General features: G+C 36.4%; 9 protein-coding genes. 8 read left to right on the forward strand and 1 reads right to left on the reverse strand.

The features are described from left to right. The first annotated feature begins 37 nt into the window (after positions 1-37). The 6 genes from ACPWSR_RS13410 (at position 38) to ACPWSR_RS13435 (ending at position 9228) form a co-directional block, all read left to right on the forward strand. The gene (locus ACPWSR_RS13410; RefSeq protein WP_426348738.1) at positions 38-3154 is read left to right on the forward strand and encodes a hypothetical protein; all 3117 of its coding nucleotides are present in this window, start codon (positions 38-40) and stop codon (positions 3152-3154) included. A gap of 11 nt (positions 3155-3165) precedes the next feature. Then, positions 3166-4500, forward strand: a complete 1335-nt coding sequence (locus ACPWSR_RS13415; protein WP_426348739.1) for a glycoside hydrolase family 30 protein — start codon at positions 3166-3168, stop codon at positions 4498-4500. A 115-nt stretch (positions 4501-4615) separates the two neighbouring features. Continuing rightward, positions 4616-5944: an ABC transporter substrate-binding protein gene (locus tag ACPWSR_RS13420; RefSeq protein WP_426348740.1), complete on the forward strand. Its 1329-nt coding sequence runs from the start codon at positions 4616-4618 to the stop codon at positions 5942-5944. A gap of 85 nt (positions 5945-6029) precedes the next feature. Then, positions 6030-6941, forward strand: a complete 912-nt coding sequence (locus ACPWSR_RS13425) for a carbohydrate ABC transporter permease (RefSeq protein ID WP_426348741.1) — start codon at positions 6030-6032, stop codon at positions 6939-6941. After that, entirely contained in the window at positions 6941-7768 is an 828-nt protein-coding gene (locus tag ACPWSR_RS13430; protein WP_426348742.1) for a carbohydrate ABC transporter permease, read from the forward strand. The genes ACPWSR_RS13425 and ACPWSR_RS13430 overlap by 1 nt, the downstream gene beginning before the upstream one ends. Positions 7769-7776: 8 nt before the next feature. After that, complete coding sequence (locus tag ACPWSR_RS13435; RefSeq protein WP_426348743.1) at positions 7777-9228, forward strand: response regulator transcription factor; 1452 nt, start codon at positions 7777-7779, stop codon at positions 9226-9228. 173 nt (positions 9229-9401) lie between these two features. On the opposite strand, the gene ACPWSR_RS13440 is transcribed toward ACPWSR_RS13435, so the two are convergent. Then, a complete protein-coding gene (locus ACPWSR_RS13440) occupies positions 9402-11288 on the reverse strand; it encodes a GGDEF domain-containing protein (protein WP_426348744.1) in 1887 nt (628 codons plus the stop codon). Positions 11289-11543: 255 nt separating this feature from the next. Here ACPWSR_RS13440 and ACPWSR_RS13445 point away from each other — a divergent pair, with 255 nt between their 5' ends. Next, positions 11544-11813: a TfoX/Sxy family protein gene (locus ACPWSR_RS13445; protein ID WP_426348745.1), complete on the forward strand. Its 270-nt coding sequence runs from the start codon at positions 11544-11546 to the stop codon at positions 11811-11813. A gap of 281 nt (positions 11814-12094) precedes the next feature. Beyond that, positions 12095-13345 carry a transglutaminase domain-containing protein gene (locus tag ACPWSR_RS13450; protein ID WP_426348746.1) on the forward strand — a complete coding sequence of 417 codons (1251 nt, stop codon included), beginning with the start codon at positions 12095-12097 and terminating at the stop codon, positions 13343-13345. Positions 13346-13392: the final 47 nt, after the last annotated feature.

The raw sequence follows: 13392 nt of genomic DNA on the forward strand, positions 1-13392 counted from the left end.
TATTAATGACTAAAGAAAAATTGGAGGAGGGAAGTGAATGAGCGAGAACAGTATAAAATATACTCTTGAGAGCTATGGAAGGAAATCTACCTTTTCTAGCTTTTTGCCAGGGATAAGTGGCACTCATGGAATACCAATCTGGTGCTTCTATGTAAATAGAGGTCAAGGTATAGTAAGCTTTGGATTAGAGAATAAAGATAATGCAATTATGGAGTTTTATCCTGCTCATCAAGCTTATCAGAATGTAAAGAGGACTGGGTTTAGGACTTTTATAAAGAAAAATGGAAGCTATTTAGAACCCTTTAGCAGAGAAGAAAAGGTTCACAAGATGGATGTTTACATGAATTCACTGGCTATAGAAGAAGTAGATGAAGAAAATGAAATCTTAACTACCGTTGAATATTTTACCTTACCGGGAGAACCCTTAGGAGCCCTTGTAAGAAAGGTAACTATTAAAAATTTGGCTGAGGAAGCTATAAACCTAGAGCTTTTAGATGGTATGCCAGCAATAGTCCCCTTTGGTGTGGATATGATGTCTATGAAAGCTATGGGACAGACAGTGAAGGCTTGGATGCAGGTAGAGGATGTGGAAGAAGGAGTGCCTTGCTTTAGAGTAAGGGTTAGCACAAAGGATACTGCAGATGTATGTGAGATAAAGGGAGGTAACTTTTCTTTCGCTTGTCTAAAAGAAGGAGATCGGCTTAAACCAATTGTAGATCCTGAGCTTGTTTTCTCTTATGATACCTCTCTTGAAAAGGCGCAAGGCTTTATTGATAAAGGATTAAAAGGCTTACTAGCTTCAAAGCAGGTAACTAAGAATCAGCTTCCCTGCAGCTTCTATGGATTTGAAAAAACACTTGAGGCTGATGAAGAGATTAGTATTTATCAAGTAATAGGGCAGGTAGAAAATAAGAAAGAGCTAGAGACCTTTTTCTTAAATAGAATAGACTATGATTACTTTGAAGATAAAAAAAGAGAAGCAGTTAGCTTAATAGATGAATTGACCCTTGGAATAAAGACTTCCACAGGCTCAGAAGAATTTGATGCCTACTGCAGGCATACTTATCTTGATAATATTCTGAGGGGTGGCTATCCAATTACCCTTGGGAAGGATAAGATATTTTATGCCTATTCCAGAAAGCATGGGGATTTAGAGAGGGACTATAACTATTTTTCAATGCTTCCTGAATATTATTCTCAAGGAAATGGGAATTACAGAGATGTAAATCAGAATAGAAGATGTGATGTGTTCTTTGCTCCCTATTTAGATAGAGAAAATATAAAAACCTTTTACAGCTTGATTCAGCTTGATGGCTATAACCCCTTAGTTATAGATAAGGTTACTTATACTATTGAAGAGAAAAAGCTTAAGGAGATTCTTGCCCATTCTGGGATAGAGGATAATGAAAATATAATAGAGAAACTTAAAGAGCCTTTTACCCCCGGAGAGCTCTATAAAAAACTTTTACACTTTAATTTAAAGAAGGATGATATTTATAAATATCTTTTTGATGCTATAATGGAAGCGTCTAAAAGTATGGTTAATGGTACCTTCGGAGAAGGCTACTGGAGTGACCACTGGACTTATAATTTAGACTTAATAGAAAACTATCTTAATATCTTCCCTGAGAAGGAAAGGGAGCTATTATTTAATGAAGAGTACAGCTATTTCTTATCTCAGATAAATATTAAGAAAAGGCACCAGAAATATGTAAAAACAGAGAATGGGATAAGACAGTACCATGCTCTTGATGAAGAGAGTAAAAGAGATGGATCTGAAAAGCTTTTAAGGGATAATTATGGAAATGGCGAGGTTATTCATTCCTCTCTTATAGAGAAGCTCATACTTTTATCAGCAATAAAGGTTGCTGCTTTAGACCCTTATGGTATGGGTATAGAAATGGAAGGGGGAAAGCCTGGCTGGTATGATGCTTTAAATGGTCTTCCAGGACTATTTGGCTCTTCCATGGCCGAAACCTATGAGCTCTTAAGAAACCTAAATTACACTATAGAAGCTCTTACTAAGTATCCTGGAGAAATATCCCTATTAGAGCCAATAAAAGAACTCATAATAGATCTTTATAATGCAGCTTTAGAGGAAAAGGAAGCTCTTATGAGAGATATGGAGGTTATAAGCTTCTGGAACAGGATAAACGATATTAAGGAAAGATATAGAGAAGAAACCTACTATGGCATATCCGGCAGTAAGTCTTATTTAGATAGCAGTTATTTAACTGATATCCTGGTGCTCTGGAAGACTATAGTGGAAAAAGGAATTAAAAAGGCTGTTGCTATAAAGGAAGGTGTGTGTCCAACTTACTTTATATATGAGGTGACTTCATATGAAGAAGGCTCAGACGGAATAATACCTCTGCATTTTGAGGTTAAGCCAATGCCCATATTCCTGGAAGGACCTGTAAGATACTTAAAGCTGAATTATCCTGTGGATAAAAAGAAAGAGCTTTATACTCTGGTTAAAAATAGTGATTTATATGATAAAAAGCTTTCTATGTATAAGGTAAACGCTTCTCTTCAAGAGGCTTCCTATGAAATCGGCCGAGCTAAGGCATTTACTCCTGGCTGGCTGGAAAATGAATCTATATGGCTTCATATGGAGTACAAATATTTCTTAGAGCTATTAAAGTCAGGACTATATAGAGAATTTGTTGAGGATTTTGGAAAAGCAGCGGTACCGTTTTTAAAGCCTGAGGTTTATGGAAGGAGTATTTATGAAAATTCTTCTTTTATAGCTAGCAGTGAAAATCTTAATGAAAGCATCCATGGTAAAGGCTTCGTGGCGAGACTTAGCGGTTCTACAGTGGAATTTATTAATATATGGCAGATAATGCTTTTTGGCTTAAAGCCCTTCTCCCTTAAGGAAGGGAAGACATCATTAACCTTTGCGCCTACAATACCTGATTATCTGATAGATGAAAATAAAAGAATAGAGGCTATGTTCCTTGGAGCTGTTAAGGTTAGCTATATTCTCTCGGAGAAGAAGAGCTATATACCTGGTGAATACAGTATAGAGGAGCTTGTCTTAAATTATAAAAATGGTGAGGTATACAAAAATACTCATGGAGCTTTAGGAGAGAAGGAAGCACTAGAGGTGAGAGAGGGCTTCGTAGATAGTATTGTCATAAAACTTATTTAGGAGGGTTACCCATGAAAAAGCTGAAGCTTATTACAACAGATTTAAAGAACAATAAATACTGGCAGCAGGAAGAAAGGGAAGCTTCTAAGGTTTCCGACTGTATGAAGGTAATTAATATATATCCTGAGGTTTCCTATCAGGAGATAGAGGGCTTTGGAGGAGCCTTCACCGAGGCAAGTGCTTACAATTATTCGAAGCTATCAGAAAAGCTTAAGGAGCAGCTTATTGAGGACTATTTCGGTGAAACTGGACTTAAATACAATATGGGGAGAGTTCACATAAACAGCTGTGATTTTGCCTTAGGTAATTATACCTATATAGAAGAGGGAGACGAAGCTCTCAGAACCTTTGACATAGCTCATGATAAGGAGCTTATCTTACCAATGGTAAAAGAGGCTATAAAAAAAGCTTCTGGAGATATAAGCTTCCTAGCCTCTCCTTGGTCTCCTCCAGCCTTTATGAAAACAAACGGAGATATGAATCATGGAGGAAAGCTGAAGGGTGAGTACTATGAAGCTTGGGCAAAGTATTTTGTAAAGTTTATTAAAGCTTATAAAGAGGAAGGGATAGAGATATCCTCTGTAACAGTACAAAATGAGCCTATGGCAGTTCAAACCTGGGACTCCTGCATCTATACTGCAGAAGAGGAGAGTCTCTTTGTTAGAGATTATCTTGGGCCCGCTCTAGAAGCTGCGGGACTTGAGAAGGTAGACATATTGATATGGGATCATAATAAGGAAGAAGCCTTTAACAGAGTTAGAGATACCCTTAAGGATGAGAAAGCTAAAAAATATACTAAGGGAGTCGGTGTTCACTGGTATACAGGAGACCACTTTGAAGCTCTAGAGCTTATTAAAAAGCAGTATCCTGAGCTAAAGCTTTATTTTACAGAAGGTTGTGTGGAGTACTCTAGATTTAGTGATTCTGGAGAAATTAAAAAAGCTGAGATGTATGCTCATGACATGATTGGAAATCTTAATGGAGGAATAAGTGGCTTTTATGATTGGAATCTTCTATTAGATGAACAGGGAGGACCTAATCATGTAGGGAATTACTGTGCGGCACCGATACTTTGTGATAGTAAATACGATGCTTTAGATAAAAAGCTTTCATATTACTATATCGGTCATTTTAGTAAGTATATAAAAAAGGGAGCTAAGAGAATAGCATTAACTAGATATACAGATAAAGTACAGGCTGTAGCCTTTGTTAATCCTGATGGGGAAAGGGTAGTAATATTATTAAATAAAGGGGAGGAAGCTATCCCTGTAACTCTTAGAGAGGAAGGAAAGGGTACAGAGCTTACTCTTGAAAGCCACAGCATTGTAACGATTACTTACAAATAATTAACCACATAAAAAAATAACACCTTTTTAAAAAAACGGATAATTATAAAGAAAAATAGTAGTTTGTATAATATAAACATAAGCAATAAAAACGTTAACACTGAGGAGGATCATTATGAAAGTTAAAAAGTTATTAGCACTTATATTGAGTAGTGTCATGGCTCTTTCTTTAGCTGCCTGCGGAGACAAAAATGGATCTGAGGGTAGTAAGGGTGGAGATGATAAGCTGGTAGTATGGACTCTTGCAGAGGATCTTAAGCAATTTGCTAAGCGTTATCAGGAGGAAACAGGGACAGAGGTTGAGGTAGTGGTTATAGCTCCTGCTGATTATCCCACTAAGCTACAAGCAACCTTAGGCTCAAAAGACAAGAATGTTGATGTAATTGTTGGTGAACCACAGATGCTGCCTAACTTTTTTGAAGCTGGCTTCTTTGAAGATTTAAGCCAGGATCCATACAAGGTTGAGGATTATAAAGACCAGATAGTTGACTATATCTTTGAAGCTGGTAAGGATGAAAACGGCACCGTTAGAGCCTTAAGCTATCAGGTAACTCCAGGAAGCATCATCTACAGAAGAGACCTAGCTAAGGAAATCTATGGAACTGATGATCCAGTGGTAATAGGTGAAAAGTTTAAAGACTTTGATACAATTCTTAAAACAGCTGAAGAAGTTAAGGCTAAGGGCTATAGAATATTTGCTGATTCAGGAAATCTTAGATGGTATGCAAATGCTTCTGCTCCTTGGGTTGAGGATGGTAAGCTTGAGCTATCAGAATCTCGTATAGCTTATATGGATGCTGCTGTGAAGCTTTATCAAGAGGATTTAGTTGCCTTTGCACCAGAATGGTCTGCTGCCTGGTATGCTTCCATGGCGGGAGAGCTTCCAGTAGATGCCGGTTGGACTGAGGCTGATGAGCTTGATACCCTTGAAGGCAACGAAAAAACTCAGGTCTTCTCTTACTCTCTTCCATCCTGGGGAGCTTTAATAGTAAGAGATAATGCAGGAGATAATAAAGGGAACTTCGGTGTAGCTTCTGGCCCTTCTTCTTACTTTGGTGGAGGAACCTTCTTAGGAATAAATTCCTTTAGCGATAATAAGGACAAGGCCTGGGACTTCATTAAGTTTGTTACCTTAAACAAGGAGACTGCACAGTGGTGGCTTGAAGCTTCTGATGGTGATGTTGTATCTAATATTGAAGTACTTAACGAAAATGCAGATTATGAAAATGAATCCTTTGGTGGACAAAAGACCTATGAGTTCTATCTGGAGGAAGCTAAGAATATAGACTTTTCCTTGATAACAAAATATGATGATCAGATAGGTTCCTTCTGGGGTGCTTCTATTGAAGCGGTGCAAAAGGGAGAAATGACAAAGGAAGAAGCAATTGAAGACTTCTATATGCAGGTGGAATCAACCTATCCCGAAATCGAAATAGTAAAATAATTTTAAGCTGTGGTGGTGTCCTGGAAAGGGACGCCTCCATGCTTTCACTAAGTGTCTTTAATTTAAAAGAAATGGAGTGGCAGCGATGAACAAGAAAAGAACTATGGGTTTTAAAAATCGAGATAATTATGGATACTTGTTTATTGCACCTTTTTTAATGGTTTTTCTAACCTTTAGTATTTATCCCGTATTTAGAACCTTATATTTGAGCTTTACTGATTATAGCGGTTTTAATATACCAACCTTTACCTGGTTGGAAAATTATACAAGAGTATTTAAGGATAAAATTTTTTGGGAGGCTTTTGTTAATACCCTAAAGATATGGGGAATTAATATAGTGCTGCAGCTGGGCTTAGCCTTTATACTCACCCTTATATTTAGCGATATGAAGTATAAGATTAAGGGCTTAAGTATTTTCAGAGCTCTTTTTTACCTGCCTAATCTTATTGCAGCTACATCCGTAGCCTTTTTATTTAAGTTCCTTCTCGATTGGAGATTTGGTTCTTTAAATCAGATGCTGGTGGAAGCTGGTATCATTGAAAAGTCAATAAACTGGTTAGGTACTCCTGTTACAGCTCAATTAGCTGTGGGAGTTATAGGAGCATGGTTATGGTTTGGTAATTCCTTTATTATTCTTATGGCTGGAGTTCAGGGAATAAATAAGGATTATTATGAAGCAGCTGCTATTGATGGAGCTGACCGATTTAAAATCTTTGGGAAGATAACCTTGCCTCTTTTAAGGCCTATAATGCTATATGTGGCTATCACCTCCCTCATAGGAGGACTTCAGATTTTTGATATACCTTTTCTTATAACTAACGGTAATGGTGCCCCCAGCAGAGCTTTAAATACAGCAGTTATGTATTTGTATAACATGGCCTTTAAGAATAGACAGATTGGATATGCTGGAGCAATAGCCTTTGTACTATTCTTTATAATTGCTCTGTGCTCTATAGCTGTTTACTTTATGATGTATCATAATAAGGAGGAAAATTAATGGGATTAAAAATAAAGAAATCTATATTATATATTGCATTAATTGCTTTAGCTATCCTTTGCCTTCTTCCTTTTGTTATGATGATAATAAATTCCACTAGAAGCGGAAATGAGATTATGACAAGCTTTTCCCTATTTCCTGGGGAAAGCCTTTCAGATAACTGGGCTGTAGTACAGAGAAATCTGAATATACCAAGGGGAATGGTAAACAGCCTGATTATATCCATAGCAAGTACCATTCTCTCAGCTTATTTTTCTGCACTGACAGCCTATGGTTTTGCTTTCTATAAATTTAAAGGAAGAAATATAATATTTACTATTTTGCTGGTGTTTATTATGATACCTTCTCAGCTTGGTCTCATAGGTTTTTATGATTTATGCGTAAAGCTAGGGCTTACAGACAGTTATGTTCCATTGATAGTTCCAGCTATGGCCAGCCCTGCAGTGGTGTTTTTCTTAAGGCAGTATATCATTTCTGTGATGCCAAAATCAGTGCTTGAAGCTCCTAGAATAGATGGAGCGGGAGAGCTGAAAATCTTCCATAGTATAGTGCTTCCTATAATGGCACCAGGGATTGCCACAATGTCCATAGGAACCTTTATAGGCTCATGGAATAGCTATTTACTACCTTTAATAATTTTGAATACGCCAGAGAAGTTTACCCTGCCAGTAATGGTAGCCTCTTTGAATTCTACCAAGGACATCGCTAGTAATATAGGTGCAGTTTATGTCACCGTAGCTGTGTCAGTAATACCAATAATGGTTGTATTTATGTTCTGCTCCAAGTATATTATAAGTAGTATATCTGCAGGAAGTGTTAAGGAGTAGATGAGGCGATGGACTCAATTTTAGTAGTCGGAAGCGATAAACAGCTTCGCTCAGAGGTTATCGATGTAATTAATATATCTAGTGTTCCTGTGAGTGTTATCATCGAGTGCAGCAATGGAGAAAAGGCCTTGGAGGTTCTAAAAAGTCAGAAAATAGACCTTATGATTATAGAGGTAGAGCTGCCAGTAAAGGATGGTATTAGCGTAGTCTCAGGAATAAAAGAGCATAAATTTAAGCCTCAGATAATTGCTGTCAGTGGAAGGGATGATTTCTCTTCTGCAGTAAAGCTCATGAGGCTGGGGGTAAGAGATTACCTCCTAAAGCCCCTGGATAAGAAAATGCTGTTAAATCTTTTAGAAAAGCTTAATATAGAGATTGAGGAAAATAAGAGAAATAATAAGGACATCCTTATGCTTGGCTATCAGCTCTTAAAATATTTAATAGTAAATGATAATCTCACCTCCAAGGAAATGGAGGTGGTGATTAATCAGTTTAATCATAAGTTATTTTCCTCTGGATATTTTCTCTTTTGTGTTGAAGCAAGAGAAAATGAGCAGAATAAATATAAGCATCTAATTTATTTGAAAAATATTGAAGGAAATGATGTTTTCATTATATCCAAGGAAAACAAGGATTTTCTATTGAAAAATGAACTGAGAAAGAGAAAAGTGGGGATAAGCAGGGAGCATACTGGAATTGGTGAGCTTAAAATAGCTTATCTAGAAGCTAAAACTGCTAGAAGGTCTGCTTTTATTTCTGGTAGCCATAAGGTAGAATATCATGAGGCTGAGGTAAAGGCTATTACTCACTATGATAAAGCATACTTTTTAGAAAGTGACCATCTTGCTCAGCTAATTGGTACAGAAAAGCTAGAGGAGGCCCTAAATACCTTAGAGAAGGCAGTAGAGGCTGTTAAGGCTGGGGTATATCCTATAGAGGTTTTTAAAGAGTCCATAGAAAATCTCATAAATGCTATAACTGAAACCTACCACAATATAATTGAAGAAGAGGATAGCCTTAGTTTATTTAAGAATATCTATGGTTTTTCAACTATTAATAGCTTTTTAGAAGCCTTCACTGAATGGATCATAGCCCTTAATAGGAAGATAAAGCAGCAGCACGATGACTACAAAAATAAAAGAAAGATACAAGAGGCTATCGCTTATATTCAAGATAACTTCAATAAAAATCTCAATATGGCTGTAGTATCCAATGAGATTTCCATGAACTATTCACTTTTTTCCTATTTGTTTAAACAATATACCGGAAATAATTTTGTCAACTATCTAAAGGAATTAAGAATAAAAGAAGCCAAAAGAATGCTTATAGAAACAGACCTAAAAGTAAATCAAATAAGCCAATCCATAGGCTACGAAAATGAAAAACACTTCATGAAAATATTCAAGACCTCCTGTGGCGTCTCCCCCACAGAATACAGAAAGAACATGCAGTTCCTGTAACCCTAAACTGCATGTTCTCTCTCTCTTTTCATCTCTTATCTCTTATCTCTTCTCTCTTCTCTCTTCTCTTTTATCTTTTCTCTGCTCTTTCAGCTCTTAGCTCTTAGCCCTTAGTTCTTAGCTCTTCTCTATTCTCTTTTATCTTTTCTCTTTTCTCTCTTCTCTTTTATCTTTTATCTTTTCTCTGCTCTTTCAGCTCTCTCCGCCCCATTAAATATCTCCTCAAAGTCATAAGCTTTGCTTGGTTCCCAGATGTAAAAGCCCATTCGAAAGGAGATTGTATAATTTTTTGTGTTTAGTTTATTATAATTATTTATATAAGCTTGTACTTTTTGTGATATTGTGTGTATTTCATACTCCTCTTTCAGTGGAAGTAGAATATAAAATTCATCCCCCCCCAAACGGCAGCCTATAGCTTCTTTATCCAAAGCATTTCTAATACCCTGCCCTAAAATCTTTATGGCAAAATTACCTTCCTGATGACCTAAGGTTCTGTTGATATTTTTAAGACCATCAAGATTAAAAGCTAAGGCAGCTATTCTTTGTTTTTTTAGCTTTGCTTCCTTAAATTTTATGTCAGCTAACCGTTTAAAGCCTTGAAGGCTATAAAGATCTGTAAGGCTGTCCTTCATATAAATATCCTCTAGACGGTTTACTAATATACCAAAGTTATTAGAATCAAGAATACTTTTAAGAAGGCTGTTAACATTTCTCATCCAGGTGAGAAAGTCAAAGCTATAGGATAGTTTATTGAATTTATAGGCTATAGCAATATAACCAAACTCTCTATCATTAAAATATAGAGGAGAATAAATGTACGCGGGAGCACCGTTTTCATTTAGATATTCAGGGAGGGTTCTTTTGCTGCTGAAGCTGCATTCTTGCAACCTTATTCCATCTCTAACCGCAAGCTTTAATATCCTTGATTCCTCACTGAGATTATCATCCTCTTCATAAAAGGATATTTCCTTCAAGTTACTGTGAATAGAATTCCAATCATTATAAAGACATATATACAGCTCTTTGCAGTTATCCAGCTGACCTACATATTTTTCTAGCATATCCATTCCCTTATCTATATCGGTGATACCTTGAAGTGCTGAAGACATATTAATATCAGCAAGCATTGATAGCTCAGTGTTATTTATGTGGTTAACTAGTTTTTGAACATATAAGGTGGGAACTACCGAAGATGAAGGTTCACAGCCACAGGAACCAGCATAATGAGGCTTTGCCTTTACTATAGTTCTAGCTGCCATAGGCTCACCATTAATCCCCTTAACTAATTCCTCAATTGCTGCATTGCCCATTTCGTATATAGGGAAGGTTAAAGTGGTGAGAGTAGGAGAAAGATTTTGTCCCTCTTCTAACTTATCACAGCCTGTTATCATAATATCCTCAGGGATTTTATAACCCTTTATTAACAGCTGCCGCATCAGTGTAAGAGCCATTCTATCGTTATAGCATACTATTGCATCTGGTTTTATATCAGAGGCTAGAAAGCTGTCTAAGGCTTTTTTTATGGATTCTGTTGAGTAATCAGAGTTACTGTAATCTCTTGAGGAAACCTTAATATCATGTTCTTCCATAACTTGCTTATAGGCATCGAAACGAGCATTAGAAAAAATCGACTCTTGTCCATTGCCCAAATAGCATATTCGTTTTGCCTTGTGTACTTTTATCAGGTGTTCAACTATATCACCTATAGCACTATTATTATCTAAGGCTATCCTGGGAAAGAAATCAGACTTATGGCTTACTTCTATAACGGGACAATTAGATTTACTTCTTATTTCTTTTGATATCATATCTTTTAGTCCTGAAAGGAGATAGGTATTTGATGCAAAGACTATTCCAGAGTATTCCTGAAAGTTAGGGATTCTAAGAATGCTTTTTTCGCCTAAATCATATTTACCTAAATTTTCTCCTTCATTGGATGAGAAGATATCAACTAAATAGCCATACTCCATGGCTCTTGTAATTATTCCCTGACACAAGGCTTGCTGATACTTGCCGAAAAGGTGAGAAACAAAAATACATATTTTTTTTGAATAATACATCTATTACCTCCATTAATATGGAACATATAAGCAAATAAAGAATTTATTAACTCTATTATAGTATAACTTTAATTAAAAGTGGAGTTCATATCTTAAAGGAGTAATACATTTTTAGAAAGGATAAATTATTTATTACTTAAATAAATGAAACTATTTTATCTTTGTAATCGTATTACTTATAGAACCATTATTTAAAGCATACATATAATAATAGGTCTATATATGGTTAAGAAATACAAAAAAGAGGTGAAAGGTATGGGAGAACTAAGGGAGCTGCCAAACATTGGGACAACCCTAGAAATGAGGCTAAAGAGGGCAGGTATAGCTACAGCAGAGGATTTAATAGCCATGGGCAGCAAAGAAGCTTGGATGAAAATAAAAGCTATAGATTCCACTGCCTGCCTAAATACACTCTATTCTTTAGAAGGAGCCATCCACGGTATAAAATGGCCGGATCTATCGGAAGGGGTAATGAATAGCCTAAAGGATTTTTATAAGAGTAAAATTGTGCTGATATTTAATTAATCCATAAGAAAAATAGGATGTATCTCTAGCGGGGGTACATCCTTTTATTATTAAATTTTATAGATTTTGTAAACTTTTTTGAATTTTATCTGTATATATAGTAGAGGCTTCTTAAGATTTTGGCTTTTAATGGAAAATATATGTTAAATTAATATTAAAATATCTTGTATATTTTAACATAAAATACAGTATATGCTATAATATTTAACTATATTAAGTAAAAAATTCAAAAATATTATATTCTCTTTTAATATAAGGATTTTGTAGAAGGGAGATAAAGTATGGCCGGTTCAACGATAAATCAAGATTCAAATAGATATAAAAGAAGAAGGAATAAGAAAAGAAAGATGGCCAGGAGGCTGTTTTTTATGGTCTTTATCCTGATAATAGCTGGTACTATTGGCTATTTTGCTGGTGAAAAGGCGGTTTTCGCTAGTATAAAGAAGGCGGTTGTTTTAGAAGTGGGAGAAGCTCCTGTAGAGCTTGGTTTATTTGATAAGAGCGGTAAGGGAAGCTTTTTAACGGATACCTCCTCAATAGATATGAATACTCCTGGTGAATATTCAATAAGCATAAAGAAGTATTTCTATACTGTTCCCTCAAGGCTCATAGTTAAGGATACTATAGCACCTCAGGGAAAACCAGTGGAAGTGACTCTTTGGAAGGGAGAAAGGGTGGAGGCTACAGCTTTAGTAGCTGAGGTTACTGATAAAACAGAGGTTTCTATAAGCTATAAGGAAGAGCCTGATTTTACAAGGGTAGGTAACCAGGAGACTGTTATAGTTCTTAAGGATGCAGGTAATAATATCACGGAGCTTGTTAGCAATATTAATGTGTTAGATGATAAAGTAGCCCCAGTTATATATGGAGTCAAGGACATTATTACTGCTTATGCGGGAGATACTATTTCCTATAGAACTGATGTCACTGTGAAGGATAACAGCAATAAAGAGATAGAGCTTAAGATAGACAGCTCTTCTGTGGATAGCACGGTTCCTGGAAACTATACAGTAGTATATTCTGCCGAGGATGGGGCTGGAAATAAGACTACTAAAAAGGCAACGGTAAAGATCATGGAGAGAAAGGTAACAGAGGATGAGGTTTACGCTCTGGCAGATAGTGTTCTTGAAAAGATAATTGATGACTCCATGAGCAAGGAGCAAAAGGCTAGGGCTATATATAGCTGGATTGAAAGAAATATTGGCTATGTAGGTAAGCCTACCAGCTTTGACTGGCTAAAGGCAGCCTATGATGGCTTTACTAAGAAAAAAGCTGACTGCTATATATATTATTCAGTATCAAGAGCTCTTCTAACCAGAGCTGGTATAGAAAACCTTGAGGTTGTTCGAGAGGACGGAGGTCACTATTGGAACCTGGCTAAAACCGACGACGGCTGGTATCATTTTGACACTACTCCAAGAGCTGGTGGAGGAGAATTCTGCCTCTTAACCGATGGACAGCTTAAGTCCTATTCCGATAAGCATAAGAATAGCCATCTCTTTGATGCTGATAATTATCCCAGGACTCCATAGACAACAGAAGTGATTCTATAAATTAGCAATAGGAAAAGAGGGATAGA

Origin of the sequence: Alloiococcus sp. CFN-8, assembly GCF_049943125.1 — a bacterium.
GTDB lineage: Bacteria > Bacillota > Clostridia > Clostridiales > Clostridiaceae > JAEXZL01.

Excerpts from the sequence above, each read along its gene's own strand:
- ACPWSR_RS13420 (WP_426348740.1), top strand. The coding sequence starts at position 4,616 with ATGAAAGTTAAAAAGTTATTAGCACTTATATTGAGTAGTGTCATGGCT.
- ACPWSR_RS13440 (WP_426348744.1), bottom strand. The coding sequence starts at position 11,288 with ATGTATTATTCAAAAAAAATATGTATTTTTGTTTCTCACCTTTTCGGC.
- ACPWSR_RS13425 (WP_426348741.1), top strand. The coding sequence starts at position 6,030 with ATGAACAAGAAAAGAACTATGGGTTTTAAAAATCGAGATAATTATGGA.
- ACPWSR_RS13415 (WP_426348739.1), top strand. The coding sequence starts at position 3,166 with ATGAAAAAGCTGAAGCTTATTACAACAGATTTAAAGAACAATAAATAC.
- ACPWSR_RS13410 (WP_426348738.1), top strand. The coding sequence starts at position 38 with ATGAGCGAGAACAGTATAAAATATACTCTTGAGAGCTATGGAAGGAAA.
- ACPWSR_RS13435 (WP_426348743.1), top strand. The coding sequence starts at position 7,777 with ATGGACTCAATTTTAGTAGTCGGAAGCGATAAACAGCTTCGCTCAGAG.
- ACPWSR_RS13450 (WP_426348746.1), top strand. The coding sequence starts at position 12,095 with ATGGCCGGTTCAACGATAAATCAAGATTCAAATAGATATAAAAGAAGA.
- ACPWSR_RS13430 (WP_426348742.1), top strand. The coding sequence starts at position 6,941 with ATGGGATTAAAAATAAAGAAATCTATATTATATATTGCATTAATTGCT.
- ACPWSR_RS13445 (WP_426348745.1), top strand. The coding sequence starts at position 11,544 with ATGGGAGAACTAAGGGAGCTGCCAAACATTGGGACAACCCTAGAAATG.